General features: G+C 63.4%; 23 protein-coding genes. 4 read left to right on the plus strand and 19 right to left on the minus strand.

Annotation, left to right across the window (positions count from 1 at the left end):
• Positions 1 to 9: 9 nt before the first annotated feature.
• The 15 genes from VWY34_RS09625 to VWY34_RS09695 all read right to left on the minus strand — a co-directional run bounded on the left by VWY34_RS09625 (position 10) and on the right by VWY34_RS09695 (position 15,759).
• Positions 10 to 279: a hypothetical protein gene (locus tag VWY34_RS09625; protein ID WP_416544727.1), complete on the minus strand. Its 270-nt coding sequence runs from the start codon at positions 277 to 279 to the stop codon at positions 10 to 12.
• Positions 280 to 520: 241 nt separating this feature from the next.
• A complete protein-coding gene (locus VWY34_RS09630) occupies positions 521 to 1,063 on the minus strand; it encodes a DUF2199 domain-containing protein (RefSeq protein WP_416544777.1) in 543 nt (180 codons plus the stop codon).
• Positions 1,064 to 1,176: 113 nt separating this feature from the next.
• Positions 1,177 to 2,634, minus strand: coding sequence for an amidophosphoribosyltransferase (gene purF / locus VWY34_RS09635; protein ID WP_374015315.1), 1,458 nt, complete (start codon positions 2,632 to 2,634; stop codon positions 1,177 to 1,179).
• A gap of 290 nt (positions 2,635 to 2,924) precedes the next feature.
• The gene (locus VWY34_RS09640) at positions 2,925 to 3,635 is read right to left on the minus strand and encodes a Hint domain-containing protein (protein WP_416558544.1); all 711 of its coding nucleotides are present in this window, start codon (positions 3,633 to 3,635) and stop codon (positions 2,925 to 2,927) included.
• A 576-nt stretch (positions 3,636 to 4,211) separates the two neighbouring features.
• Positions 4,212 to 4,766, minus strand: a complete 555-nt coding sequence (locus VWY34_RS09645) for a CvpA family protein (RefSeq protein ID WP_340545154.1) — start codon at positions 4,764 to 4,766, stop codon at positions 4,212 to 4,214.
• Between the two features lie 40 nt (positions 4,767 to 4,806).
• Positions 4,807 to 6,171, minus strand: a complete 1,365-nt coding sequence (gene radA / locus VWY34_RS09650; protein WP_340545155.1) for a DNA repair protein RadA — start codon at positions 6,169 to 6,171, stop codon at positions 4,807 to 4,809.
• Between the two features lie 187 nt (positions 6,172 to 6,358).
• Complete coding sequence (locus VWY34_RS09655; protein ID WP_416544729.1) at positions 6,359 to 6,802, minus strand: paraquat-inducible protein A; 444 nt, start codon at positions 6,800 to 6,802, stop codon at positions 6,359 to 6,361.
• A 129-nt stretch (positions 6,803 to 6,931) separates the two neighbouring features.
• Complete coding sequence (locus VWY34_RS09660; RefSeq protein WP_416544730.1) at positions 6,932 to 7,678, minus strand: ABC transporter ATP-binding protein; 747 nt, start codon at positions 7,676 to 7,678, stop codon at positions 6,932 to 6,934.
• A complete protein-coding gene (locus VWY34_RS09665; protein ID WP_340545158.1) occupies positions 7,675 to 8,475 on the minus strand; it encodes an MlaE family ABC transporter permease in 801 nt (266 codons plus the stop codon). The genes VWY34_RS09660 and VWY34_RS09665 overlap by 4 nt, the downstream gene beginning before the upstream one ends.
• Positions 8,472 to 9,509 (minus strand): alanine racemase, encoded by a 1,038-nt coding sequence (alr, locus tag VWY34_RS09670; protein ID WP_416535912.1) that lies wholly within the window; start codon positions 9,507 to 9,509, stop codon positions 8,472 to 8,474. Before alr ends, VWY34_RS09665 begins: the two co-directional genes overlap by 4 nt.
• Before the next feature lie 338 nt (positions 9,510 to 9,847).
• A complete protein-coding gene (locus VWY34_RS09675) occupies positions 9,848 to 11,368 on the minus strand; it encodes a replicative DNA helicase (protein WP_416535911.1) in 1,521 nt (506 codons plus the stop codon).
• Between the two features lie 273 nt (positions 11,369 to 11,641).
• Positions 11,642 to 12,322: an orotate phosphoribosyltransferase gene (locus tag VWY34_RS09680; protein WP_416535910.1), complete on the minus strand. Its 681-nt coding sequence runs from the start codon at positions 12,320 to 12,322 to the stop codon at positions 11,642 to 11,644.
• A gap of 77 nt (positions 12,323 to 12,399) precedes the next feature.
• Positions 12,400 to 13,440 carry a dihydroorotase gene (pyrC, locus tag VWY34_RS09685; protein ID WP_416544731.1) on the minus strand — a complete coding sequence of 347 codons (1,041 nt, stop codon included), beginning with the start codon at positions 13,438 to 13,440 and terminating at the stop codon, positions 12,400 to 12,402.
• Between the two features lie 81 nt (positions 13,441 to 13,521).
• Complete coding sequence (locus VWY34_RS09690; protein ID WP_416537769.1) at positions 13,522 to 14,481, minus strand: phosphoadenosine phosphosulfate reductase; 960 nt, start codon at positions 14,479 to 14,481, stop codon at positions 13,522 to 13,524.
• A 198-nt stretch (positions 14,482 to 14,679) separates the two neighbouring features.
• The gene (locus tag VWY34_RS09695) at positions 14,680 to 15,759 is read right to left on the minus strand and encodes a glycosyltransferase family 2 protein (protein ID WP_340545164.1); all 1,080 of its coding nucleotides are present in this window, start codon (positions 15,757 to 15,759) and stop codon (positions 14,680 to 14,682) included.
• A 309-nt stretch (positions 15,760 to 16,068) separates the two neighbouring features.
• Between VWY34_RS09695 and VWY34_RS09700 the strand changes: the two genes are divergently transcribed.
• The 3 genes from VWY34_RS09700 to VWY34_RS09710 all read left to right on the plus strand — a co-directional run bounded on the left by VWY34_RS09700 (position 16,069) and on the right by VWY34_RS09710 (position 20,363).
• The gene (locus tag VWY34_RS09700; RefSeq protein WP_416537767.1) at positions 16,069 to 17,082 is read left to right on the plus strand and encodes an AAA family ATPase; all 1,014 of its coding nucleotides are present in this window, start codon (positions 16,069 to 16,071) and stop codon (positions 17,080 to 17,082) included.
• Between the two features lie 18 nt (positions 17,083 to 17,100).
• On the plus strand, positions 17,101 to 18,366 hold the full coding sequence (locus VWY34_RS09705; RefSeq protein WP_416544732.1) for a vWA domain-containing protein: 1,266 nt from the start codon (positions 17,101 to 17,103) through the stop codon (positions 18,364 to 18,366).
• A 122-nt stretch (positions 18,367 to 18,488) separates the two neighbouring features.
• A complete protein-coding gene (locus tag VWY34_RS09710) occupies positions 18,489 to 20,363 on the plus strand; it encodes an OmpA family protein (RefSeq protein ID WP_416544733.1) in 1,875 nt (624 codons plus the stop codon).
• Between the two features lie 92 nt (positions 20,364 to 20,455).
• Here the strand turns inward: VWY34_RS09710 and rsgA are convergent, their stop codons facing one another.
• From rsgA to VWY34_RS09730, 4 genes are all read right to left on the minus strand, one after another.
• Positions 20,456 to 21,547, minus strand: coding sequence for a ribosome small subunit-dependent GTPase A (rsgA, locus tag VWY34_RS09715; protein WP_416537764.1), 1,092 nt, complete (start codon positions 21,545 to 21,547; stop codon positions 20,456 to 20,458).
• 252 nt (positions 21,548 to 21,799) lie between these two features.
• Positions 21,800 to 22,984: a vWA domain-containing protein gene (locus VWY34_RS09720; RefSeq protein ID WP_416535903.1), complete on the minus strand. Its 1,185-nt coding sequence runs from the start codon at positions 22,982 to 22,984 to the stop codon at positions 21,800 to 21,802.
• Positions 22,985 to 23,038: 54 nt separating this feature from the next.
• Positions 23,039 to 23,206 carry a hypothetical protein gene (locus VWY34_RS09725; RefSeq protein ID WP_340545170.1) on the minus strand — a complete coding sequence of 56 codons (168 nt, stop codon included), beginning with the start codon at positions 23,204 to 23,206 and terminating at the stop codon, positions 23,039 to 23,041.
• 83 nt (positions 23,207 to 23,289) lie between these two features.
• A complete protein-coding gene (locus VWY34_RS09730; protein WP_416544778.1) occupies positions 23,290 to 24,651 on the minus strand; it encodes a DUF2927 domain-containing protein in 1,362 nt (453 codons plus the stop codon).
• Positions 24,652 to 24,982: 331 nt separating this feature from the next.
• Between VWY34_RS09730 and VWY34_RS09735 the strand changes: the two genes are divergently transcribed.
• Positions 24,983 to 25,360, plus strand: coding sequence for a hypothetical protein (locus VWY34_RS09735; RefSeq protein WP_340545171.1), 378 nt, complete (start codon positions 24,983 to 24,985; stop codon positions 25,358 to 25,360).

A 25,360-nucleotide genomic window follows, 5' to 3' on the forward strand; every position in this document is an offset into this window, starting at 1 on the left:
GGTTGCGGGTCACCCGCCCGGCATCTCCAGACGTGATGCCTTGCCGTTTTTCTGAAGGATCAGGCCGTCGGCATCAATGGCAACAACTTCGCCACCGGACAGGCGGCTGCCGCGGGTCACGATCTGCATGCGGCCGTTCGGCATCCGCACCATGGCGCTCAGGTTGTCGTTGGCGCCGAACAACCCCAGAAGGCTGAGGCGGTTTCGGTGCAATGCGTCTTTCTGGGTGGCATGACCGGCGACATTGGCCGGCGTCTTGCCGTTCTCACGATTTGCCATTCTGGACAGGATTTCTTTCTTGTGCGGTATCGACCTTCGGCTATCAGCTGTGCACTGCCGGGAACAGGGGGCGCCGAGAGCGTGGGCAAGCCCATGCCGGTGCGCCCCGGCGCCCTGCGCAAACGCCCGCCCATTCCGCCAAGTGACCCTGCGCAATTGCGCGCAGGGGGCTTGAAGTCTCAGGTGTCGCATCTTGCAAGAGCGACAGTGCAGCGCCTAGGCGGCGCGCAGATCAGCCTCCTCAGGCATCATAGATGAGCGAGGGCAGATCGTGGCCATAGGCATAAAGCAGCCCCAGCAACTCTTCCATCTGCGCGCCGATCATCTGCAGATTGTAAAGCGGGTGATCCGGCTCGGAGATCTGTAGCTCAGGGTATTGCCCTTCGGGCCGCATATGCAGCATCGCTTCAACAGACTCGCTGTCATCGGGCGGAATGGCATTGGCCAGCCAGGCCCGCTTGCTGTCCATATCTTCGGTGTCCTGCATCTCGAACCGGTCGAGATAGGCATCGAAATCCTCTTGGCTGAGCCGCGCCCATGTGCCCAGAATGAACTCTTCTCCACGTGTGTCCGCCAGCGGTACAGCCAGCACCGCCCGCACAAAGCGAAGATGCCCCAGGCGGCAGAAATCTTCGGTCAGCACATCCCCCGCCTGCGCCGAGATTGCCGTGTTGTCATGCACGAACATATCCTCCGGGCAGACGTCGGGCCGGTCGCAGCTGAGGCTCAACAGCTGGGCAAACGTCGCTCCGCAACAGCGACACTGGCGCTGCGAGCCAAGCATGCGGGCGAGATGTGGATCCAAGGGGGCGGCCTTTCGGGGGCAGGGGCAAAAAGGAAAGAGGCGCCGATCCGGTGATCAGCGCCTCATGAGTCGAACTGATATCGGCTGCGCTCTTACTCTGCCGGCGACTTCATTTCAAACCCCCGTTCGACCATATCGGTCGGAACAACAGGGTATTCGCCCGAGAAACAGGCGTCACAATACTGCGGGCATTTGCTGTTACGGCCCTGATCCTGCCCGACGGCCCGGTAAAGCCCGTCCAGCGAGATGAACTTCAGGCTGTCCACGGCCAGATGTTTGGCCATCTGATCCTCGGACATGGTTGCGGCCAGCAGCTTGTCACGTTCGGGCGTGTCCACACCATAGAAACAGGGCCAAGCGGTCGGCGGCGAGGCAATGCGGAAATGCACCTCGCTGGCCCCGGCATCCAGGATCATCTCCTTGATTTTGCGCGATGTTGTCCCACGCACCACGGAATCATCCACCAGGATCACCCGCTTGCCCTCGATCAGGGCGCGGTTCACGTTCAGCTTCAGGCGCACGCCCATGTTGCGGATCTGCTCGGTCGGCTCAATGAAGGTCCGGCCCATATACTGGTTGCGGATGATCCCCATCGCATAGGGAATGCCCGATTGCAGCGAATAGCCGATCGCTGCGGGCGTGCCGCTGTCCGGCACCGGGCAGACCAGATCCGCCTCGACCGGGTTTTCCTTTGCCAGCTCGCGACCGATGGCTTCGCGGGTCTCATAGACGGACCGCCCGCCAAGGATCGAATCAGGGCGGGAGAAATAGACATGTTCAAAGATGCAGAACTTGGACGACTGGCGGCGGAACGGGAAATGGCTCTCGACACCTTTGTCGGTGATCACCACCATTTCGCCCGGCTCAATCTCGCGCAGGAACTCGGCGCCGATGATGTCCAGCGCACAGGTTTCCGAACTCAGCGCATAGCCTTCGCCGACCCGACCCAGCACCAGCGGGCGCACGCCCAGCGGGTCGCGGACACCGATCAGCTTGGTCCTGGTCATGGCAACAACCGAGAAGGCGCCTTCGACCCGGCGCAGCGCATCTTCCATCCGCTCCGGGATATTGCGCTGCAACGAGCGGGCCATCAGATGAATGATGCACTCACTGTCGGACGAGCTCTGGAAGATCGAGCCGCGCTCGATCAGTTCGCGACGCAGGGCATTGGCGTTGGTGATATTGCCATTGTGGGCAATCGCTGCACCGCCCATAGCGAATTCGCCAAAGAAAGGCTGCACGTCCCGGATCGCAGTCTGACCCTTGGAGCCGGCGGTGGAATAGCGCACATGGCCAATCCCGATGGGGCCGGGCAGGGTGGACATCACATCCTGCGAGGTGAAGTTGTCGCGGACATAGCCGAAACGACGGGCGCTCTGGAACCCTTCGACAGGATCATGGGTGACGATGCCGCCGGCCTCCTGTCCCCGGTGTTGCAGGGCATGCAGGCCGAGCGCGACAAAGTTGGAAGCGTCCTGGACGCCGACGACGCCAAAGATGCCGCATTCTTCGCGCAGCTTGTCATCGTCAAACGGGTGGGCGGGGGGCATCTGCGGCATCGGCAAGGCGGTGTAGCTCCGAATCCGGTTGTCAGGATGTCCCCCACATAGAGGGTCCGTCCGCGCATGTCACCCAAGGATCACGGTTTCACGACAGTTGGGTAAAAAAACCGCAGCCCTGACCGCCGTCGGACAGCCGCCAAAAACAAAAAAACCTGCGAAATATCGCAGGCCGCAGGAGGGGGGTGCCGGAGCATATTTATTTGGCGAACAGCGTGGCATATGCAGATCCCGTGACCGGCAACGTCCAGATCCGTGTCCGGTTCGCGCCCGCGTCAGCCTCAGGCGGCCAGCAGCCCGCGCAGCATGTCAAAGGCGGAGAGCACATCGCCGCGGTCATCTTCGCGGCTGTCGGTCTCGTCCTTGCCCGCGTCAGAAAGAGCACGCCCGTCCTCGCTGGCGAGGATCTGACGGGTTTCGGCCAGCGAAAGCGCCCGGAAAGCACCATCATCGGCGCTGTTGGCGGTGTTCTCATGTGCAACATGTACCAGCATCCCGCAGGCAGCCCAGATCATTTCGTCCTCGGCAAAGGACAGATAGATGCGGGCCATCTTCTCCGGCATGGCGGCAGAGATGCCGTTGTAGCCAATCAGCGACACCACCTTGGTGATCGCGGTGGGCACATCAAACAGCCGCTCGACGGCAGCCAGTTCCAGACCAACCTGCTGATCGGCGGGCAGCATCAGATCGTCATCGTTGCCCAAAGCGCCGGCGGGCACATGCACCAGAGAAGTGAGGCGCGGCACCGCGTGTTTGACACCGGTCACCTCCTGCGCACCGCCATCCAGGGTGTAGACCTTGTCGCCGGGCTTGACGTGACGGGCCTGTACAAACCCACGCTCGGTCTCGACCATCATATGCGGCAGCAGACCGCCGGTGCGCGGACGCAGGCGGCTGCGGTTGGATGCGGCAGGGCGCGCAGCTGTCGGGAAATCCATCAGAAGACCAACCGGCTGACAGTCCGCAAATGATGTCGAGTGATCCAGCAGCATGGTGTTGTCCTTCTGAGCGATAGGCCTGACGTTCTGTCCGGCGTCTTGTTGACACCAATCTGCGCTCCGAATTTGGACGGAATTGGGGCAAGGATCGGGCCGATTGGGACAACAGCGGGGTTTTTGGTCTCCAAAGCTGCCTCATTCCCCAAATTGTTGCCGAAAAACACCTCCGATCACAGGATTTGTTAACTTTTATCGGTTTGCCCCCGCGCTCAGCACATGGAGCAGGGAGGCGATCAGGCGCTAAAAATCGCGATTCTAATTGGTTAATAAAGCGTTAATAGGCGTTCTTGATGTTAGGAAAGGTAAACGCCAGTCGGGGCTGGAATGTCGGAATTGGATAAGTCACCATCGCGCCAAAGCCCGCACTGCGCAGCCCTAACCGGAGGCTGTCATCGCCAGTCGAGGCGGCGCTTCCCATTGGCGCCACAACGTGCCTCCGGTCGCAGGCGTGACCCGATGTATTAAAAAAGGGCGCCCGAAGGCGCCCCGTTTCAGTCCGGTTGTAATCCCGTTTCTCGCCCGCATCCGTGATCCGCGCAGCCACCCACTGGTGGCGGATCGGCGTCCGCCTCACTTGTCGCAGGAGCCGATCAGGCTTTCATATTGTGTGGTCACCCAGCCAAGCGCCTGCTCGGGGTTGCGGTCTTCGATCTTGCCGATCATCCGCTCAAACACCACCGCAGAGCGGCTCTCGTCCACGATGGTAAAGCTCTGGCCGGTCATCACCACATTATAGAGGAAAAAGGCAATCGCCACCAACAGGATGCCGCGCAGCACCCCGAAGAAGAAGCCGATCCCCTGATCCAGCCCGCCAAGCGCCGAGCGCTGGACCAATGATGAGAACAGCGGCGTGAAGAACGACACCACAATCAGCGCCAGCGCAAAGACCGCGGCAAACGCCGCGATGATCGACAATTCGCAGCTGTCCGCAATGAACTCCCCGATGACCGGGATCTCGGCCATCAGCGGCTCAACCTGTGGCGCAAACAGAAAGGCCAAGATGGCGGCGGCGATCCAACCAGCGATGGCCATCGCCTCACGCACGAAACCGCGCGAATAGGCCAGCAACGCTGATACAACAATGACCAGGGCCACGACCCCGTCGATAATGGTGAAACCTTCCATGTCCCTCGCCCGTTAACCTGCGATTAGAATTCTTGCGACTTTAGCCAGCCCCAAAGTATTCGCCAACAAAACCGGCGAGATCAGAGGCCTGCCGCACCGCAAGTCCGGGGACCGCGACGGATTTGCCACCACTTGGAGCTATCGCTGCGGTGAAACCAAGTTTTTGCGCTTCTTTCAACCGGTTTTCGGTCTGCGGGGCCGGTCGCAGGGCTCCTGAGAGCGATATTTCTCCGAATACCACCGTATCAGAGGGCAATGCGGTGTCTTCGCGGGCGCTGAGCAGCGCCGCCGCCACCGCCAGATCCGCCGCAGGTTCCGATATCTTCATGCCGCCGGCCACATTCAGATAGACGTCGAGCCCGGCAAAGGGGATGCCGCAGCGCGCCTCCAGCACGGCAAGGATCATCGCCAGGCGCGAAGAGTCCCAGCCCACCACGGCCCGGCGTGGCTGCGAATGCGGCGAGGGCGCGACCAGCGCCTGCATCTCGACCAGAACCGGGCGGGTACCTTCAATGCCAGAAAACACCACAGAACCGGGCGAGGGTGTGCCGCGTTCCGACAGAAACAGCGCCGAGGGGTTGCGGACTTCGCTCAGCCCGCCACCGGTCATCTCGAAGACGCCGATCTCATCCGCCGGACCAAAGCGGTTCTTGACCGCGCGCAGAATGCGGAACTGATGCCCGCGCTCGCCTTCGAAATACAGCACGGTATCCACCATATGCTCGACCACCCGCGGACCGGCAATCTGGCCTTCCTTGGTGACATGGCCCACCATGATGATGGAGATCCCATTGGTCTTGGCAAAGGTGGTCAGCTCATGCGCCGCGGCACGGACCTGGCTTACGGATCCCGGCGCGCTGTCCACATGATCGGCCCACATGGTCTGAATGGAGTCGATGATCGCCAGCTGTGGCCGCTCCGCCTCCAGCGTGGTCAGGATATCGCGCAGATTGGTCTCCGCCGCCAGCTTGACCGGCGCTTCAGCCAATCCCAGCCGCTGCGCCCGCATGCGTACCTGCGCACTGGCCTCTTCGCCGCTGACATAGATCGTCTTGAGGCCTGAATGGGCAAACTGCGCCGCCGCCTGTAGCAGCAGCGTCGATTTCCCGATCCCAGGATCGCCGCCCACCAGAATGGCCGAGGCAGGCACCAGCCCGCCGCCCAGCACCCGGTCCAGTTCCGCAACCCCGCAGCAGGTGCGTGGCGGTGGCGTCTCCTCGGTTGCAAGATCGCTGAGTGGAATGGTCTTGCCCCGGCGCATGCCCAGAGATTTCGACGCCGGGCCGCCTTTGGACAGGCCCTTGTCTTCGGTGATGGAATTCCACTCGCCACAGCCATCGCAGCGCCCGGACCACTTTGAAAAAGATGCTCCGCAGGCAGAGCAGGAATATGTTGTTTTTGCCATCCGGTAGATCTGGCAGATGTTTCCGGTTTGTTCAAGTGTTGCGGTCGCTGAAACCGATCCTGCGAGGCGCTGCCTCGCGCTCCGGGATATTTGACGCCAGAAGATGGGAAGTAGCGGATTTCTTCTGGCCGGAAGTATCCCGGGGGAGGCCGCAAGGCCGGGGGCAGAGCCCCCGCGGACCCGGTTCTTACTCGGCAGTTCTGACCCGCCGCTCGGTTATCAGCCCCTGCACCACCGAGGCCAGGATACAGCCTGTAAACAGATAAAGCCCCCAGGCGGTTTCGATCGTCGCGTAGCCGATCCCCTTGGCCAGGGTGATATAGAGCGCGATCAGAAAGACATCGGCCATCGCCAGCTTGCCCAGAATATGGAGGACGGGCAGTAGCCGCATATCCAGCAGGCCCCATTGCACCAGCGCCAGCCCGATGGTTTTGAGATAGGGGGCAAAGATCGCAAAAGCCGTGACCGTCAGAGCGAGGATGACATCGCTGCCCCAGAGGCTCTGCAAACCGGTGATCACCGAGATCTCGCTGAGGCCGAAGATCGGCAGCAGACCCGCCCGCATCAGGGGAGCAAACCAGGCAACAGGGTAGAGGATCAGCAGGGAGAGAGTGAGGAGGCGGAGGGTCATGGCGGCTCGTTTTCTGTGGGTCGGCCAAGACTTGCGCGTTTAGTGCCGGATTTGAAGGGGGAAGGCTGCGAGCGAACGCCAGACGCGGTGCCAGAGACAGCGACCCTCGCAAAAAAAAGGCCGCGAGGCCTAACGCACCGCCTCAATCGGCCCCTCGGCACGACCATGGATGAACTGCTCCATATAGGGATCGCCAGAGTTGTCCATCTCGCTGACCGGTCCGGTCCATTGGATCACGCCTGCGTGCAGCATCGCCACATTGTCGGCAATGGCGCGGACCGAGGACATGTCGTGGGTGATGGTCATCGCCGTTGCGCCCATCTCGACCACGATTTCGCGGATCAGGTCGTTGATCACGCCGGACATGATCGGGTCAAGGCCGGTGGTCGGCTCATCGAAAAAGATGATCTCGGGCTCGGCTGCAATCGCACGGGCAAGACCCACACGCTTCTGCATGCCGCCCGACAGTTCTGCGGGCAGCCGGTCCGCCACATCAGCCTTCAGACCCACCCGGCGCAGCTTCTCGATGGCGATTTCGCGCGCCTCTTCGGTGGGCCGCTTCAGCGCGCCGCGCAGGAGGCGGAAGGCCACGTTTTGCCAGACCGGCAAGCTGTCAAACAGCGCGCCGCCCTGGAACAGCATCCCGAAGCGGGCCAGAAACATGTCGCGGTCGCCGGATCCGGCGGGTTTGCCATCGACAAGGATCTCACCGCTGTCGGGCTGGATCAGGCCAAGGATGCTTTTCAGCGCCACCGATTTGCCGGTACCGGAGCCGCCGATGATCACCATCGAGGTGCCTTTGGCGATCTCGAGATTCATGCCGTTCAGCACGCGGTTGTCGCCAAAGGCCTTATGGACGTCTTTCATCTGGATCATAGCGAGAAGAAAATCCCTGTAAGGACAAAATTGGCGGCCAGGATCAGCACGGCTGCGGCCTCAACCGAGCCTTTGGTGGCGCGGCCGACGCCCTGCGCGCCGCGGCCCGACTGCATGCCGTAGTAGCAGCCCATCGTGGCGGCGATGGTGCCAAAGGCGGCGCCTTTGACCAGGCTCGAGACGATGTCGCGGGCTTCGAGGAAATCTACGGTGTTCTTCAGATAGGCCGCCGGGTTGAAGCCCAGATTCTGGGTCGCCACCACATAGCCGCCCATAATGCCGATGATGTCACCAACCCCGACAAGCACCGGCACTGTGATCAGCGCGGCCAGCACCCGCGGCGCCACCAGGTATTTCATCGGATGGGTGGAGAGCGTCACCAGCGCGTCGATCTGCTCGGTCACCTTCATGGTGGCGATTTCGGCTGCGATGGAGGAGGTGACGCGCGCGGCGATCATCAGCCCGACCAGAACCGGGCCAAGCTCGCGGACCATGCCGATCGCCACGATCTGCGGCACCACAGCCTCTGCGTTGAAGCGGGCGCCGCCGGCATAGATCTGCAAGGCCAGGGCCGCGCCGGTGAAAATCGCGGTCAGCCCAACCACCGGCAGCGACAGCCAGCCCACCTGCAACAGCGCATTGAGCAACTCGCGCGGGTAGAAGGGCGGGCGCAGCATGTGGCTGAAGGTCGAAAGACCAAAGAGCGTGACCCGCCCCACAGCCCCCAGTCCGGCAAGGGCCATCTGTCCCAGCCGGGCAAGCAGGCTGAGGGGCGAGAGACGCGAGAGGGTGCTCATCCGGTGTAGCTCCGTGCATAGCGGCTGCCGAGGGAAGTGAGAATTTCATAGCCGATGGTGCCGGCCGCATCGGCAAGCGTATCGACGGTCTGGCGTTCATTCAGAATGGTCAGATGGCTCGGCTCGTCACCAAGGTCGGTGACATCGACCGTGATCAGATCCATCGACACCCGGCCGACCACGGGGCAGGGCGTGTCGCCCGCGTAGACCTTGATCCCACCATTGCCAAGCGCGCGGTGCAGCCCGTCGGCATAGCCTGCGGCGACGGTGGCAATACGGCTGGGGCGCTGTGCAGTCCAGCTGTTGCCATAGCCGACGGTCTCGCCGAGATCCAGGCTGCGGATCTGGATCACCGGCAGATCGAGTTGCACCACCGGCAGCGCATCACCGAAGGGCTGGCCACCATATAGGCCGATGCCCGGACGGCAGAGGTCGAAGTGATACTTGCGCCCCAGCAGCAGCCCGCCGGTCGCGGCGAGGGAGCGGGGCAGATCAAGCCCGTCGGTCATCTCGACGAAGCGCTGCAACTGCTGGTCGTTCATCGGATGGGCCGGCTCATCGGCGCAGGCCAGATGCGACATCAGCAGCACCGGCCCCTGGCTGAGCGCGATGTCGCGCACGGCGCTCCACTCGGCGGCTTCCATGCCGAGCCGGTTCATGCCGCTGTCGAGCTGCACGCCAAAGGGGTGCCCCGGCAGGCTTTCGAAATGGCGCAGCATCTGGTCCAGCGAATTGAGCATCGGCGTCAGCTGGAAATCACGCAGCAGTTTTGCATCGCCTTCCATATGGCCTGCAAAGACCGAGATGCCGGGGCCGGGCCCGATGGCGCGGCGCAGGGCGACGCCTTCCTCTGCCATGGCCACGAAGAAATTGCGCGCGCCCGCCTTGGCCAGTGCCTTGCCAACGCGGCCTGCGTCCAGCCCATAGCCATTGGCCTTGACCACGGCGGCGGTTTCGCAATTGGTCAGCGCATCGAGATTGCGCCAGTTGGTCACCAGCGCATCGAGGTTGAGTGTCAGTCTAGCAGTCGTCATGTGCTGTTCATGACATGGGGGGCACAGGGGTCAAGGGGGAAACCGCATTCCGGCTTTGCTGCGGGCGTGCTTGGCGGAGTTTCGGCGCTGACCTGACACATATCGGCCTGCGGGGAGACCGGGCCTGCGGGGGCTGTCACGGCAAGTGATGATCTGCGCCGCGATCGGGGAATTTGAGTATTTCTGGAAAGGTGACAGGCAAGACCTGGACCATGACCGAGGACAAGCGCCGAGCTGCGGCCCAAGTCGGCAGGGCGCGCGGGGCAGGGCCGCGGCATAACAATAAGGCAGCACAATAGATCTGCGCCGCCTGATGTCGATTGCCGAATTATCAGCGCTCAATATTCGGGCGCATGGTCCTGCTGCCAGGCTTTGGCGAGATTGCCGAAACGGGTGAACTGCGCCTCAAACGCCAGTTCCACGGTGCCGATGGGGCCGTGACGCTGCTTGCCGACGATCACCTCGGCCTTGGCGTGCAGCCGTTCCATGGCCTGTTTCCATTCTTCCATCTTGTCCAGCTCGTGATCGCCGGGCTTCTCGCGCTCCTTGTAGTATTCCTCGCGGAACACGAACATGACCACGTCGGCATCCTGCTCGATCGAGCCTGATTCCCGCAGATCCGACAGCTGCGGACGTTTGTCTTCGCGGCTTTCCACCTGACGCGACAGCTGGGAGAGGGCAACCACCGGAATGTTCAGCTCCTTGGCGATGGCCTTCATGCCCATGGAGATCTCGGCGATTTCATTGACCCGGTTGTCAGCCATGCCGCGACAGAGCTGGAGGTAGTCGATGACCAGCAGATCCAGCCCATGGGTCCGCTTCAGGCGTCGTGCCCGGGCCGCGAGCTGCGAGATCGGCAGCGCCGGGGTGTCGTCGATAAACAGCGGACAGCTTTCCAGATCCTTCGCCGCCTGAACGAACCGGCGGAACTCTTCCTCGGTCATATCGCCCTGACGGATCTTGTGCGAGGAAATTTCCGAAGCCTCGGCGAGGATACGGCCGGCCAGCTGTTCGGCCGACATCTCCAGCGAGAAAAAGCCAACCACCCCCCCGTCAATGGCGCCTTCGGTGCCATCGGGTTTCACACCCCGCTTATAGGCCTTGGCCACGTTGAAGGCGATGTTGGTCGCCAGCGAGGTCTTGCCCATCGAGGGCCGCCCGGCGAGGATCAGGAGGTCCGAGGGGTGCAGGCCGCCGAGCTGTTTGTCGAGATCAGCCAGACCGGTGGAGATCCCGGCCATGCCGCCGCCACGCTGATAGGCTTCATTGGTGACATTGACCGCTTCGGTGACCGCCTTGAGAAAGGATTTGAAGCCGCTTTCCGTCTGCCCCTGTTCGGCCAGTTTATAAAGCGACTGTTCCGCCTCGACGATCTGCTCCTTGGGTTCGGAGGCGACATCGACGCGGCGTGCCTTGTCGGCGATGCTGCGCCCCAGTGCGATCAGCTCGCGGCGGATCGCCAGATCATAGATCATCTGCGCATAGTCGCGCACCGCAAAGGCCGAGATCGAGGCGCCTGCCAGTTTTGCCAGATAGGCAGGGCCGCCCAGTTCCTTCAGCCCCTCGTCATCCTCCATGAACGCCTTCAGCGTGACCGGGGAGGCCAGCGTGTTCTTTGAGATCCGCGCAGCGGCGATCTCGTAGATGCGGGCATGGACCGGATCGTAGAAATGCGCCGAGGTGATGATCGAGGCAACGCGGTCGTAGACGTCGTTGTTGGTCAGGATGGCGCCGAGGAGCTGCTGTTCGGCCTCGACGGAATGGGGCAGGATGCTGACGTCGTCTGCATTGCCCTCGCCAGTGGCATCAGGCTGCGGGGCGGCGGGCAGATTGGGGTCAAAAGGCGTAATATCGTTCATCGCTGCTCTCGTCTTTGGCCCCGCGTTATACCGGCGTGGCGCGCGGTTTGGCTATCTGGAAAACTCTGTGGATGAATTGTGAACAGCCTGTGGATATCCGCAGGCTGGCCTGTGCGCCAAATCCACAGAGACCGGCTTGGGCTGGGCGCATTCTATATCATGTGGTGCAATCTGGGAAGCGATCTATATCTGGGCGATTGCCAGTGGCAGAGACGATTCGAGGGCAGCCCTGTCCACAGGCCGCCCCCGGTGCATCACTGTGCTGATTTCAGATCAGGCGGATTTATGCGCGTCCTGCCAGGCGCGCGGATCCTTGAGGAAACGCTCCACCTCATCCAGCGTCTCGCTGGAGAAGGCCTGCTGCGCGCGCGCCTCGGCCAGCACGTCCCACCAGGTGCACAGATAGTGCAGCGATACGCCGTGGTCGCCCAGCGTCTTTTCGGTTTCGGGGAAGATGTCGTAGTAGAAGACCACTGCCGTATGGCCACAGGAGGCGCCGGTTTCGCGGATCGCATCGACAAAGGACAGTTTCGAACCGCCATCGGTGGTCAGATCCTCCACCAGCAGCACCCGCTCGCCATCGCTCATCGCGCCTTCGATGCGGGCGTTCTTGCCATAGCCTTTGGGCTTTTTGCGCACATAGGTCATCGGCAGCGCCATGCGCTCGGCGACCAGCGCGGCAAAGGGAATACCTGCGGTTTCGCCCCCGGCAATATTGTCAAAGGCCTCAAAGCCGGCATTGCGCATCACGGTGACGGTCATGAAATCCATCAGCGTCGAGCGGATCCGCGGAAAGGAGATCAGCTTGCGGCAGTCGATATAGCTGGGCGACGGCAGGCCGGAGGCCAGGGTATAGGGCGTCTCGGTATTGAAATTCACCGCGCCGATCTCCAGCAGCATACGGGCGGAAAGACGGGCGATTTCTTCGCGGGAAGGGTAGGAGGAGGGGATCATTCTATCATCCTTGTGGTCGGCGCGAGCCGCCGGTGGCAGGAGCCTCCGGCGGGGATATTTGGAGCCAGAAGATATGGTCAGGCAAATTTCCAGAATACATCAAACCCCGGATCAAAGACGGTCACCGGGCCATCGGCGGTGCTGATCTGGTCGGGGAACACTACGGCATTGTCCTGCTTGATCAGGGTCAGCCTGTCTGCATTGACGGGCAGGCCGTAGAAGGCCGGGCCATGTTCCGAGGCAAAGCCCGCCAGCTTGTCCAGTGCGGCCTCTTCTTCGAAGACATGCGCGAGCAGCGACATGGTGTTGGGGGCGGTGAAACAGCCGGCACAGCCGCAGGCGCTGAGTTTGTTGGGGTCGGTATGGGGCGCGGAATCCGTGCCGAGGAAAAACCGCCGATCGCCGGAGGTGGCGGCCGCGCGCAGGGCGATCCTGTGCTCTTCGCGCTTGGCCACCGGCAGGCAGTAGTAATGCGGTTTGATGCCGCCGGCCAGGATGTGGTTGCGGTTGATGATCAGATGGTGCGTGGTGATTGTCGCGCCGAGGTCTTCGTCCTGGCTGGTGACATAATCGGCGGCGTTTCTGGTGGTGATATGTTCCATCACCACCCGCAGGCCCGGTGTCGCCTTGCGGATCGGGTCCAGCACCCGGTCGATGAACACCGCCTCGCGGTCGAAAATGTCGATATCATGGTCAGTGACCTCGCCATGGGTGCAGAGCGGCAGGCCGATCTCTGCCATCGTCTCCAGCACCGGGCGCACCTTGTCGAAATCGCGCACGCCAGAGGCCGAATTGGTGGTCGCCCCCGCCGGGTACAGCTTCACCGCCTTGACCAGACCGCTGGCGTGGGCCGCTGCCACATCCGCAGGATCGGTGTCCTCGGTCAGGTAGAGCGTCATCAGCGGTTCAAATGCCATGCCGTCGGGCAGGGCCGCCAGAATACGGTCGCGGTAGGCGGCGGCCTGGTCACCGGTCACCACGGGCGGCACCAGATTCGGCATGATGATCGCACGGCCGAAATGGCGGGCGGTTTCGGGGAGAACGGCCTTCAGCATCGCGCCGTCGCGCAGATGCAGATGCCAGTCATCGGGGCGGGGGATGGTGAGCTTAACGGTCATGGCGTTCGCCTAGCACAGGGCCGCGCGAAGGGGAAGCGACGGGATCATCTTGTCGCGCTGCTGGCCTGTCCCCGGTGTCGCTCAGCGCTCGGGTGGCAGGGTGATCTCGCCCTCGGCAGCGCGTTTCCGGAGCGCCTCAAGCCGACGACGGAAGCGCGGGGCGCGCAGCCTGCCGGTGACATTGCGGCAGAGCAGCGCCATCAGATAGGGGCGGTCTGTCTGTTCCAGCTCTGCCATCAGCTTTCGCAGATACGGGCCATTGGTGCGGCGGGCGCGATAGAGTTTGTAGAACTGCTGTTCCGTCAGCCGGTCGGCACCGGCCAGCGCCAGAATATTATAGAGGATTTCCATCTCGATCAGCCGGGTCTGCACAGTGTCGCCCAGATGGGGCGTGCGCAGGCGCATCACGTTTTTGCGCGCAAACAGGGCGGCATGCATGGAATCCAGCCGCTCACGCGGATCGTAGATCACAAAGCCCTGCCGGGCCGCATCCATCATGTCGGGGGCAAACCCGTAGCGATTGCTGAAATCGACACGGCGCATCTCGGTGAAGCGGTCGTCCCAGTCTGTCAGCCGGGGATCAAGGGTTGCTTGCGGCTGGATCGCGACCACGGTAGCGCCAGGCGCGGCCACGGAGAAGGCGGCCGCGGCATAGCCGCAGGGACCGGCGCCGTAGAACACCACCTTGTCGAATTCGTCAAAGAAACCATCATCGATCAGCTGGTCGAAAAACCCGAAGATGCGGTCATTTCGAAACCAGGTGTCGCCGTTGGAGATGAGGCACAGATGCGACCAGCCCAGGTTCTTGACCAGATCAAACCCGAGGGGCTGCGCCAGATCTGACAGGTTGTGGATGCCTTGGATTGTCTCAAAGCTGACCAGCAGCGTATTGCCCTGATCGATGAAGCTGGCAAAGTGACGGTTCCCGAGCGGCTGATACATGCCGTTTTCTTCGGCCAGCGCGGCCATGCGGGCCTGCCACTGCGCGGGCTTCAGCCCGGACAGATCCTCGTCCAGCGTGTCCAACGTATCCTGCTGCATAGCCTCGTCCTCTCGCCCCGTCCTGGATCGGACGGGTTTGCCTCCAGCAACATCTAAAGGCGAAATAAGGCTAAAATTGGAAATTGTAAGGCCGGTTTGTCGGCCATTGTTGCGCGCAAAAGGAGGCGGAACGGCTTGCTGCGCGGGCGCCGGGGGCGGGCCGATCGCATCCGGTCAGGGCTCAGCTCTGCCCACTGCTCAGTCCTGCCCATTGTCGGGTTTGTCGCTGCCCTGCTGCGCGCTGTGACGGCCCAGAGTGGCAAAACCGGCGAGAGTGCGGGCGGTTCCGGGGCTGATCAGCCGCGAAGGCGGAGTCATCAGCAGGCGCGAAAACAATGTCCGATAGGCGTCCTGCTGCATCAACATGCGAAAGCGGTCGTGGCGCCACTGCACCGCGCGTTCGTGCAGGCGCTGCAGCTTGGGGTCTTCGCGCAGCAGCTCGGCGATCGCCTCACGGGCGGGGCGATAGCGGGCGATGCTGCCGTCCTCATCGGTGTTGAAATTGCGTTCCACCCAATAATCCATGCCCAGCTCGCCCGGGCGGTTGACCCGTCCGCGGTCGGCTTTCAGCACATAGCTCTCCATCGCGCCAAGCGGGTAGTGGTTGAGCTGCACCAGATCGAAATTCGACTGGCCATAGTCGGAATAGATCCGCTGCGTCCTGAAGTCCTGACCCAGTTCACGACCTGATCCGTCGAACCAGCGATACCGCGCCAGCGCGGCCTCCTCCTGTGGGCTTCGCGGGCGATGCACCCCCAGTTTGCGATAGGTGCCGTCATTGCGATAGAGCGTCTTGAACATCGCCGCGCGCCACGGCCAGTGGATCACCTCCGGTGCGCAGCGGGTAAAGCTGTCGGTCACCGGCTGGTCCTGATAGCGCACCGTTTCGCCATTGCCGAACAGCCGCCAGGTGAGGGTGATCGCATCCGCCTCCGGCAGCGCGTCATGCAGGTCGGTCAGGCGGCCGTCTCCGACGTGGATATTGACGAACTCATCCACGTCAAACGCCATCACCCAGTCCGCCTTGCGCATCAGCCGGTGTTTGTCCGCTTTCTTAAGCCCGGTGAACTGGATGCCGCCCTTGTCATAGGGGCCGTCGTTGCGCAGATGGGTGATATGGCCCAGTTCATCCAGTCGATCCAGCATCCGGTCGGTGCCATCCGCGCAGTCATTGGACAGGATCAGAATGTCGCTGAAGCCGACGGCCTTGTGATGGGCGATCCACTCCAGCAGGAAAGCCCCTTCGTTCTTTACACATGTTACGGCCAGTGTTCGCATGCTGTCTCCCGCTACGTCTGTGCCGTCGCCGCCTTGGGGCATGGCGCGCCCTTGGGGCGGATGGCCTGCCTCTGTCATCGCATTGCAGCGAAAGCCGGTCAATGTCATGCGCCGCTGCGCCGGGTGTTTGGGCCTTGCTGTGCAGATCGGTACATGCGGTGCGGGCGTGGTCGGCGGGGCGTCTATGAGACCAAAGTGGCATCGACAAGCGCTTGACCCGACCGGTTCGGCGTGGCCTTTTGGTGCCGAACATATGGCCTGTTGGTCAGGGGCCAGATGTCTCCTGATCAGGCACCAGAAGGGGGGCAGATGTCGCAGGAAACACAGGCGGTCGAGCCGGAAAATCCCACCCGCCACGCAGCGGACAGCGCCCAGGCTCGGGGACGGGCTCAGGGGCAGGCTCAGGCCAACGGTCTGCCCGGCTCCATTGATGCGGTGCAAACCCTGCTGACAGGCGCGGGCTATGTCGCGGATCGCGGGCTTGCCACGGTGGTCTTCCTGTCGCTGCGCCTTGGTCGTCCGTTGTTTCTGGAGGGCGAGGCCGGGGTCGGCAAGACCGAGATCGCCAAGACACTCGCCGCCGCGCTTGGACGTCGGCTGATAAGGCTGCAATGCTACGAGGGGCTGGATGCCGCCAGCGCCGTCTATGAATGGAACTTTGCCGCCCAGATGATGGCCATCCGCACCGCCGAAGTCGCCGCCGGGGAGGCAAGCGACCGTGCTGCGCTTCAGGCGGAACTCTTCAGCGACGACTATCTGATCCGCCGCCCGCTGCTTGAGGCGATGCAGCCGGACCCGGCGGGCGCACCTGTCTTGCTGATCGACGAACTCGACCGCACCGATGAGCCGTTCGAGGCCTTCCTGCTTGAGGCGCTCAGCGATTTTCAGGTCACCATCCCCGAACTTGGCACCATCAAGGCTCCCGAGCCGCCCATTGTGATCCTCACCTCCAACCGCACCCGCGAGGTGCATGACGCGCTGAAACGCCGCTGTCTCTATCACTGGGTGGATTACCCGGACTTTGAGCGCGAAATGGAGATCCTGACCGCCCGCGCTCCCGGTCTCGCACCGCGTCTGTCGCAGGAGGTCGTCGCCTTTGTGCAGGCCCTGCGCACCGAGGATCTGTTCAAACGCCCGGGCATCGCCGAAACCATCGACTGGGCCAATTGCCTGCTGGCGCTGGATGTGATCGACCTGTCGCCCGAGGTGATCGCCGACACGCTGGGGGCCATCCTGAAATATCAGGATGATATCAGCCGCCTGCATGGATCAGAGGCCAAACGCATTCTCGATCAGGCCCGTGCCGCGCTGGGTCCCGCCTGATGCGCCAGCCCTGTCCATATGCCTGAATACCCGCCATTGCCGCTGCCGGAAACGCCCCGGCTCGCGCAGAACATCACCCATTTCGCGCGGGCTTTGCGCCGTGCTGGGCTGCCTATCGGTCCGGGCCGGGTGAGCGAGGCGGTGGAGGCTGTTGCCGCTGCTGGCTTTACCTCGAAACAGGATTTCTACTGGACGCTGCACGCCTGTTTTGTCTCAAAGCCGGAGCATCGTCAGGTCTTTGCACAGATCTTTCGCCTCTATTGGCGCGATCCGCGCTTTCTGGAGCATATGATGGCGGCGATGCTGCCCGCAATCCGTGGCACGCAGGAGGAGAAGGCCGCCAAACCGGCCCAGAAACGCGCCGCCGAGGCATTGCTGGACGGGGCTGAGGCACCGGATCGCCCTGACCCGCCGGAGGGGGAGGAGCCACCGGAACAGCTGGAATTAAACGCCGAACTCACCATGTCGCGCGAGGAACGGTTGCGGCAGCTCGACTTTGAGCAGATGAGCACCGCCGAGGTGGCCGAGGCCAAGCGGATGCTGGCCAAGATGCAGCTGCCGATCCGCCCCATTCAGTCGCGCCGTCTGATGGCGGCTCCCTCTGGCAGCCGGATCAACTGGCGGCGCACGCTCGCCCAGGCCGCACGTCAGGGCGGAGAGGTCACGACCCTCGCACGGGCGCAGCGCCGGCTGCGCTGGCCCAATCTGGTGGTGATCTGCGATATCTCCGGCTCGATGAGCCAATATTCCCGCCTGATCCTGCATTTCCTGCATGCGGTCGCCAATCGCAAGGGGCCGGGCTGGGCGCGGGTCCATGGTTTTACCTTCGGCACACGGCTTACCAACATTACCCGCCATCTGGCGCAGCGCGATGTTGATGCCGCCCTGGCCGCAGCCGGGGCCGAGGCGCAGGACTGGGAGGGCGGCACAAGGATCGGCGCCTGCCTGCATGATTTCAACCGTGACTGGTCGCGCCGCGTCATGGGGCAGGGGGCCGTGGTCCTGCTGATCACCGACGGGCTGGACCGCGACGACAGCGATCAGCTCAGCGCGGAAATGCAGCGGCTGCATCTCTCCGCGCGCCGTCTGATCTGGCTCAACCCCTTGCTGCGCTTTGACGGGTTCGCCCCCAAGGCGCGCGGCATCCGCGCCATGCTGCCTCAAGTCGACAGCTTTCGCGCAGGCCATTCCATTGCCGCGCTTCAGGATCTGGCGGATATGCTCGCGCGTCAGGATGACAGCGGCGAAAAACAGCGCCTGATGCAGATGCTGACCGCCGACTGACCCCGGCGCCCGACGCCCGCATCGGCAGGCTCTGGCCGAAAAATGACCCTCACAGGCAACTTATTTGCTTTGCCGCGAGTTGGCTCCTTAGGCTTTGCACCGCACAGCGAAAGGAACACCGCATGGTTTCGCAGCTTCTCAGATCCTCGACCGCGTTGGCGGTCATCGTCTCTCTCAGCCTTCCGGTCGCCGCACCGGCGCAGTCCAAATCGGATCCGACCGATCTCAGCCAGATGACGGCGGAGCAGATCACCGAGGCCGTGCAGCGCTGCCTGCGTTGGCTGCAAAACGGCCGCATCACCCCCGAGGGTGAGATTCTCAAAGGCAAGGGCAAAGGCGCCAAGGCACAATTCTGCCAGGCCTATGTCACCGGAGAGCTGGACGCAGCATTAGATCCGGCGCTCGCGTCCGTTGCCCTGATGGCGGGCGCTGAACAGGCTGAGCCTGCACCTGAGGCAGGCGAACAGGCTGAGCCAGCAGCCCCGACCGAGGCCGAGCAGGCCGCCGCCGCTCCGGTTGAACCTGCTCCAGAACCTGCCACAGACGCTGCCGATTCTCAGACCGCGCCGACCGAAGCTCCGGCCGAGACGGCAGAGACAGCCGCCGAACAGAGCGCAGGTGAAACCACCGCAGAGGCAGAGACACCGGCGGAGCCGACAGCCAATGACGGAGTGGATACAGCCGCCAGCACAGAGGCAGGCGCCGCCGCCGCACCCGAGGCTACGGCTGAGGCCGAGACCACCTCCGACGCCGAACTGGCCGCAGCGCTGGCAGAGGCTGAGGCTGGGACCGACCCTGCACCTGCGTCCGATCCTGAACCCGAACCCGAGGTTGAGCCGCTTGACAGTCAGGCGCAGGCCGACGCCCTTGCCCAGACCGAGGAGGCAGATGACAGCGCCGCCGCCGCAGCGGCCAGCGCCGCCGCCACCGAGGAGGCAGAGGTTGTCGAGGAAACCGTGACCGAGGACAGCGCGCGCAGCTCGGATGAGGAATTTGAAACCGCGGTGAACACCCCGGCGGCTGAGGCCGCGGCCACTGCCGAGACGTCTGCAAACGCTGAAACTGAAAGCAACAGCGCCGCTGCCACCGCAGACAACGACGATGACGGTCTCAGCAAGTTGCAGAAGGCCGCTCTGCTTGGACTGGGGGCCGTGGCCATCGGCCAGCTCCTGAAACAGGGCGAAACCGTTGTCAGCAATTCCGGCGACCGCGCGGTGGTTGAACAGAACGGCCAGTACCGGGTGATCAAGAATGACGACGCCCTCCTTCGCCAGCCCGGCAGCAATGTCACCACCTACAAGTTCAAGGACGGGTCCACCCGCACCGTTGTCGTGCGCGAGGATGGCGCAGAGGTGGAAACCATCCGCGCCCGCGATGGCCGGGTGCTGCGCCGCACCCGCACGCTGACCGATGGCAGCACCGTGGTCCTGTTCGACGACACCCAGCGCAGCGACAATGTTGTGGTCTCCGAACTGCCCACCGCCGCGCCGCGTCAGTCAGGTTTCAGCAGCGACGCGATCAGCGCCGATGAACTGGCGCTGGCGCTGGCGGCAAAGGAAGCGCCGCAGGTCAACCGCCGCTTCTCCCTGCGCCAGATCCGCAATATTGATGCGGTGCGCCGCTTGGTGCCGGAAATCACCGTGCAATCCATCAACTTCGAGACCGGCTCTGCCGTGATCCGCGCCGCCGAGGCCGAAGAGCTATCGGCGCTGGGCAATGCCATGCGCGAGATGATTGCAAAGAACCCGCAGGACGTGTTCCTGATCGAAGGCCACACCGATGCGGTCGGTGCCGCGCCCTATAATCTGGCACTATCGGACCGCCGCGCCGAGAGTGTCGCGCTGGCGCTCACCGAATATTTCAACGTGCCGCCGGAAAACATGGTGGTGCAGGGCTATGGGGAAACCGATCTGGCGGTGGTGACACAGCGCGCCGAGCGCGCCAACCGCCGCGCTGCCGTACGCCGCATCACGCCGCTGCTACAGGGCGGCAGCTGACCGGGCGGCAGGGGGCAAAACCCCCGCATCTGCACATAGCAAAAGGGCGCCCCAACGAGGCGCCCTTTCTGTCTTGATCGCGCGCAGCGCGGTTACTTCCGGTTGCGTTTCTTGATCGACTTCACGGTTTTCACCATCTTGCCAAAGCTCTTGTCCTTGGCACGGCGCTGCGCCAGCGAGGCCGAGTTGAACGCCTCCTCCGCCGCCAGCTTGCGCCAGCGGTCAAGCCGCGCCGGGTCCACCTCGCCGGCTGCGATACCGGCCTGCACCGCGCAGCCCGGTTCGCCCTCATGGGCGCAGTTGCGGAACCGGCACTGGGTGGACAGCTCTTCAAGATCGGCGAAAACATCGCTCACCCCCTCGGCGGCATCGGTCAGCTGCAACTCCCGCATTCCCGGCGTGTCCAGCACGCCGCAGCCGTTTTCGATGAAATAGAGCTGCCGCCGGGTGGTGGTGTGGCGCCCGCGCGCGTCGTCTTCGCGGATGCCTTGGGTTGCGATATCCAGATCATCGCCCAATGCCTTGGTCAGCGTGGATTTGCCCACGCCGGAGGTGCCGAGAAAGGCAATCGTCTGCCCGGCCCGGACCCAGGGCGCCAGCGCCTCGCGCGCGGTCTCGCTCTTGGCGTTCAGCGGAACCACCTCAACCAGATCGGAAATCGCCTTTGCCTTGGTGACATAGGGCTCAAGATCGTCGCAGAGGTCGATCTTCGTCAGCACGATCACCGGCGTCACCTCCGCGTCAAAGGCCATGGCGATAAACCGTTCCAGCCGCGCGACGTTGAAATCCGCGTTGCAGGAGGTGACCACGAACATGGTGTCGATATTGGCCGCAATCAGCTGGATCTTGCGATCCTTGCCCGGCGCGCGGCGGCGGATCAGGCTCTTGCGCTCCAGCACCCGGCTATGGGTCGGCAGCTCGGCGTCCAGCATCAGCCAGTCGCCCACCGTGGCCTCGGGGCCGGGGGGGATCACCATGTCGATGCCATCGCCAAGGGCGCGCAGCCCGCTGCGGTTCACCTCGGTGATACGCACGGGCGGATGGCTGGCGATCTCTTCGAGATCGGTTTGCTGAGAGAAAAAGCTCTGCCAGCCCAGATGCTCCAGCGGGCTCAGCGGCCGCGCGGTATCGGCAGATCCGTCAGTGGAGGCGGGGCTCAGGAATTGGGAATAGTCCCTTGTCATTGGGAATGTCTTTCTTGGTGTGATCGCGGGGCCTGCCCGGATCCGTGTCTCTGATGAATGTCGCGCAGATCTTTCCTGACACCTGCGGATGAGCGCAGGTGGTCTTCACCGGGGCAATCTGCAAACCGGGGTGGCCTCTGCCGCCCCTTCTTCACCAGGACATAAACTCTCCAATTCTCTGGCGCTTGGTCTACCCGAGGCGGGGTGACTTGGCAAGCTTTCGCCGCGCGTGGCCTGTGCGCGCTGCCCGGCCTAGCGCGTCAGCTCCCGCATGCCGCGCTCCAGTCCCGCCAATGTCATCGGCACCATCTGATCCTCGAAAATCTCCCGGATCATCTGGATCGAATGGGTATGGCCCCAATAGGCCTCCGGCACCGGGTTGATCCACAGATGTGAGGACCACTGCGCCCGCGCCCGCTCCAGCCAGACCTGACCTGCCTCCGGGTTCCAATGCTCATTGGCGCCGCCGGGATAGGCGATTTCATAAGGCGACATCGAGGCATCGCCGACAAAGATACATTTATAGTCCGCCCCATAGGTGCGCAGCACCTCATGGGTGGGGATCTGCGCCTCCCAGCGGCGCCGGTTGTCGCGCCAGACCCCTTCATAGAGGCAATTGTGGAAATAGAAATATTCCAGATGCTTGAACTCGCTGCGCGCCGCCGAGAACAGCTCCTCCACCACCTTGATATGCGGATCCATCGACCCGCCTACATCCAGAAACAGCAGTACCTTCACCGCATTGTGCCGCTCGGGCCGGGTCTTCACATCCAGATAGCCATGTTCGGCGGTGGCGCGGATGGTGCCGGAGAGGTCCAGCTCCTCGGCAGCGCCCTCGCGCACCCAGCGGCGCAGCCGTTTCAGCGCCACCTTGATGTTGCGGGTGCCCAGTTCGACATCGCCGTCGAGGTTCCTGAACTCGCGCTTGTCCCAGACCTTCACGGCGCGCTGGTGGCGGCTTTCCTTCTGGCCGATGCGCACGCCCTCGGGGTTGTAGCCATAGGCGCCAAAAGGCGAGGTGCCAGCGGTGCCGATCCACTTGTTGCCGCCCTGATGGCGGCCTTCCTGTTCCTTCAGCCGCTCTTTCAGGGTTTCCATCAGTTTTTCAAACCCGCCAAGCGCCTCGATTTCGCGGCGCTCTTCCTCGCTCAGATGCTTTTCAGCCATCTTGCGGATCCACTCCTCGGGGATATCCACGGCCTGCATCACCGCCTCGGCGGGGATCGCCTCCAGCCCCGAGAATGTCGTGGCAAAGGCGCGGTCGAATTTGTCGATATTGCGCTCATCCTTCACCATGGCGGCGCGCGCCAGATAGTAGAAAGCGTCGATATCATAGGTCGCCAGCCCGGCCTTCATCCCCTCGAGAAAGGTCAGATACTCCCGCAGGGATACCGGAACCGCCGCCTTGCGCAGGTTTTCAAAGAAGGGCTGAAACATCGGGGTCTCCGTCAGGGCTGATCAGGCGGTCATGTCGCGGCCCGTAGCCCCGCGTCAGAGCAGGGCGCGGTCCGCAAGGATGGTTGCAAACATCCCCAGAATACCAAAAACAATGGCGTATGCAGCGCCATATTGCAGTTTGTCCGCCAAGCTGCCGCCGCGTTTCTGGGCCGTACGGGCCCCCAGGAATGCGCCAATGATCAATGCGCCGATTACGATCATGCCAATGTCCGTATGTTAGAGTGTTCAGGTCTCAGGTGGGGCCGCCGCGGGCCGGGTCAAGCCGGTGCGCCCCTCAGCTGCGGTTATTGCGGCGGCGCCAGGGCTGCGATTTCGCGCATTGCCCCCCGGACCGCCCAATCCGGGCCAAACCCGTATCGCGCCCACCCCTGACTGTCCAGCCTGACCGCATAGGCAGCGTCAGTTTGCCCCTCCAGCAGCAAGGCCTCGGCCTCCAGCAGCATCAGGCTTGACAACAGCACCGCATTCTCGCCGCGCGCTGCCACCGGCAGGGCAGGGCGGATCCGCGCCAGGGCGCTGGCGCCGTCGCCGCGCACGATGTCAAAGGCCGCCATGCGGCTGGCGATCTGCGCACGCAGCAGCGGGCTGTCATAGCGCCCCTGCAAATAGATCAGCGCGGTCTCGAAATGCTGCTGCGCCAGCTCCGGCTCGTCCCGCTGCAAAATGCGCCCCAGCACATAGTGGTTGAACGCCCGCCGGTGATCCTGCCAGCCCAGATCGCGGGCAATGGCGGCGCCGCGATGGGCGGCCTGCAAACGGGTGCCGCGGCCAGTGCCCGGTGTCAGCGCCGCCTCGGTCGCGCGGATCCAGTCCAGAGAGGTGCGCGGCAGCGGCGCCGCGGCGCGCCCGGCACCTGCCGGGTTCAGCCGTGCCAGAATGGCAGGCAGGCGCGCGGCCACCTCGGCCCGTGTCATGCCGGTACGCAGCTCGGGCGCATAGCCCAGCCGCAGGATCAGCATGTCAAACCCGGTCAGTACCGTATGGATATTGTCATCGTTGAACACTGAATCCGGCAGCCGGTAGAGATCGTTCAGCGGCCCGATCGCCTGCGCCAGCTCTTCGTGCAGGCAGTCGCGGGTCTCTTGCGGGCTGACATCATTCGGCACAAAAATCGCCAGCCGCTGACGGGCGCGCAGATTGGCCCAATTGGTGCGCGGATGGCGCTTGTAGCGGCGATACTCCGCCAGCGAGCTGACGTTGGGGACCACGAAACAGGCCGCCCGGGGCGAGGCGCGGCGGATCGCCTTGCGCGGCACGGCTTCGATGGTGATATTGGCCGCCCCGGTGGTCAGCTGCCGCAGGTCCAGCCCCGCTTCTCGGCGCAGCCGCAGCAGCAGCGCCTCCAGATCGCGGGTCAGCCCGCTGCCCGGCTGGCCGGTGACGCGCAGCGTGATCGGAGTTTCAAACCGGGTAAACACAGGCAGTTCGGTGCCGCCTTCGAGCTGGAAATGCAGATCCAGGAAATCCCGTGCGATATCGCTGTTGGCCCGCTGCGGCGCCACCGGATGGGCACGGGCAAAGCTCTTGGCCGGGGCCAGCGCCGCCGTGGCCGCGCCGCGGTGACCGGGGGCCGGGGGGGCGCTTCCGGTGCCACATCCCGCCAGTGTGGCGAGCAGCACCAGCGCGGCGCAGCCGCGCCGGAACACGCGGGACGGGGCAGCCGCCGGGCCGCTGCTGCCGCTGGCAGGCTTGCGCGGGGCCGCGATGGGGGGCCGGAATGTGAACAAGCGATATCTCCTGCGGCGCGATCGCCCCAGCTTGTGCCAAGACAGGGTTAAAAATCAATGTTATGGCTGGCCTTATCGCAGCGGTGTGACAATGAGAAGAGCCACCCGGCATCACATTGACGGCAAAATTTCGCCCGCGCCGCGGGCGGTGCGTCTCTGTTGATGCAGACAGAGGTTGTGCATCACGGCGGGTCCGATCAACCCTGCCAGCGGTGACGGAACGCAGAGACAGGTTGAAAAGGCTACGCCAATGGCGTATATACGCAAAGAGACACAGAAATGCCTGCGGGTGGATTATCGCATCACCCCGGTCGCGGTCGAGGACGCCATCCACGCCTATCTGGACGAGGATGAGCTGGCCCGGCTGATCGCAACCCTGGTGCGCGACCCCACCATCGGGCGCAAGACGGATGAAGATTACACCCATGTCGCCGGGGATCTGGCGCTGCGCTACCGCATCCATCAGGCCAGCCCTGATCTGATGATGGTCTATGTGCTGCGGATCCACCGCCGACAGCCCGATCCGCGGCTGTCCGGCTTGATGGCGCAGGGGGCACGGGCAGTGCGGGATCTGGCCCTGGATGTGGTCAAATCCCGGATCAAGGCACTATTGAAGGAGGGCAACTGA

It is taken from the genome of Phaeobacter sp. JH20_02 (assembly GCF_048056915.1).
Lineage (GTDB): Bacteria > Pseudomonadota > Alphaproteobacteria > Rhodobacterales > Rhodobacteraceae > Phaeobacter > Phaeobacter bryozoorum.

What these genes read in the sequence shown, in the direction of transcription:
- VWY34_RS09625 (WP_416544727.1), bottom strand. Translation starts at nt 279, where the DNA reads ATGGCAAATCGTGAGAACGGCAAGACGCCGGCCAATGTCGCCGGTCAT.
- VWY34_RS09630 (WP_416544777.1), bottom strand. Translation starts at nt 1,063, where the DNA reads ATGCTTGGCTCGCAGCGCCAGTGTCGCTGTTGCGGAGCGACGTTTGCC.
- purF (WP_374015315.1), bottom strand. Translation starts at nt 2,634, where the DNA reads ATGCCCCCCGCCCACCCGTTTGACGATGACAAGCTGCGCGAAGAATGC.
- VWY34_RS09640 (WP_416558544.1), bottom strand. Translation starts at nt 3,635, where the DNA reads ATGCTGCTGGATCACTCGACATCATTTGCGGACTGTCAGCCGGTTGGT.
- VWY34_RS09645 (WP_340545154.1), bottom strand. Translation starts at nt 4,766, where the DNA reads ATGGAAGGTTTCACCATTATCGACGGGGTCGTGGCCCTGGTCATTGTT.
- radA (WP_340545155.1), bottom strand. Translation starts at nt 6,171, where the DNA reads ATGGCAAAAACAACATATTCCTGCTCTGCCTGCGGAGCATCTTTTTCA.
- VWY34_RS09655 (WP_416544729.1), bottom strand. Translation starts at nt 6,802, where the DNA reads ATGACCCTCCGCCTCCTCACTCTCTCCCTGCTGATCCTCTACCCTGTT.
- VWY34_RS09660 (WP_416544730.1), bottom strand. Translation starts at nt 7,678, where the DNA reads ATGATCCAGATGAAAGACGTCCATAAGGCCTTTGGCGACAACCGCGTG.
- VWY34_RS09665 (WP_340545158.1), bottom strand. Translation starts at nt 8,475, where the DNA reads ATGAGCACCCTCTCGCGTCTCTCGCCCCTCAGCCTGCTTGCCCGGCTG.
- alr (WP_416535912.1), bottom strand. Translation starts at nt 9,509, where the DNA reads ATGACGACTGCTAGACTGACACTCAACCTCGATGCGCTGGTGACCAAC.
- VWY34_RS09675 (WP_416535911.1), bottom strand. Translation starts at nt 11,368, where the DNA reads ATGAACGATATTACGCCTTTTGACCCCAATCTGCCCGCCGCCCCGCAG.
- VWY34_RS09680 (WP_416535910.1), bottom strand. Translation starts at nt 12,322, where the DNA reads ATGATCCCCTCCTCCTACCCTTCCCGCGAAGAAATCGCCCGTCTTTCC.
- pyrC (WP_416544731.1), bottom strand. Translation starts at nt 13,440, where the DNA reads ATGACCGTTAAGCTCACCATCCCCCGCCCCGATGACTGGCATCTGCAT.
- VWY34_RS09690 (WP_416537769.1), bottom strand. Translation starts at nt 14,481, where the DNA reads ATGCAGCAGGATACGTTGGACACGCTGGACGAGGATCTGTCCGGGCTG.
- VWY34_RS09695 (WP_340545164.1), bottom strand. Translation starts at nt 15,759, where the DNA reads ATGCGAACACTGGCCGTAACATGTGTAAAGAACGAAGGGGCTTTCCTG.
- VWY34_RS09700 (WP_416537767.1), top strand. Translation starts at nt 16,069, where the DNA reads ATGTCGCAGGAAACACAGGCGGTCGAGCCGGAAAATCCCACCCGCCAC.
- VWY34_RS09705 (WP_416544732.1), top strand. Translation starts at nt 17,101, where the DNA reads ATGCCTGAATACCCGCCATTGCCGCTGCCGGAAACGCCCCGGCTCGCG.
- VWY34_RS09710 (WP_416544733.1), top strand. Translation starts at nt 18,489, where the DNA reads ATGGTTTCGCAGCTTCTCAGATCCTCGACCGCGTTGGCGGTCATCGTC.
- rsgA (WP_416537764.1), bottom strand. Translation starts at nt 21,547, where the DNA reads ATGACAAGGGACTATTCCCAATTCCTGAGCCCCGCCTCCACTGACGGA.
- VWY34_RS09720 (WP_416535903.1), bottom strand. Translation starts at nt 22,984, where the DNA reads ATGTTTCAGCCCTTCTTTGAAAACCTGCGCAAGGCGGCGGTTCCGGTA.
- VWY34_RS09725 (WP_340545170.1), bottom strand. Translation starts at nt 23,206, where the DNA reads ATGATCGTAATCGGCGCATTGATCATTGGCGCATTCCTGGGGGCCCGT.
- VWY34_RS09735 (WP_340545171.1), top strand. Translation starts at nt 24,983, where the DNA reads ATGGCGTATATACGCAAAGAGACACAGAAATGCCTGCGGGTGGATTAT.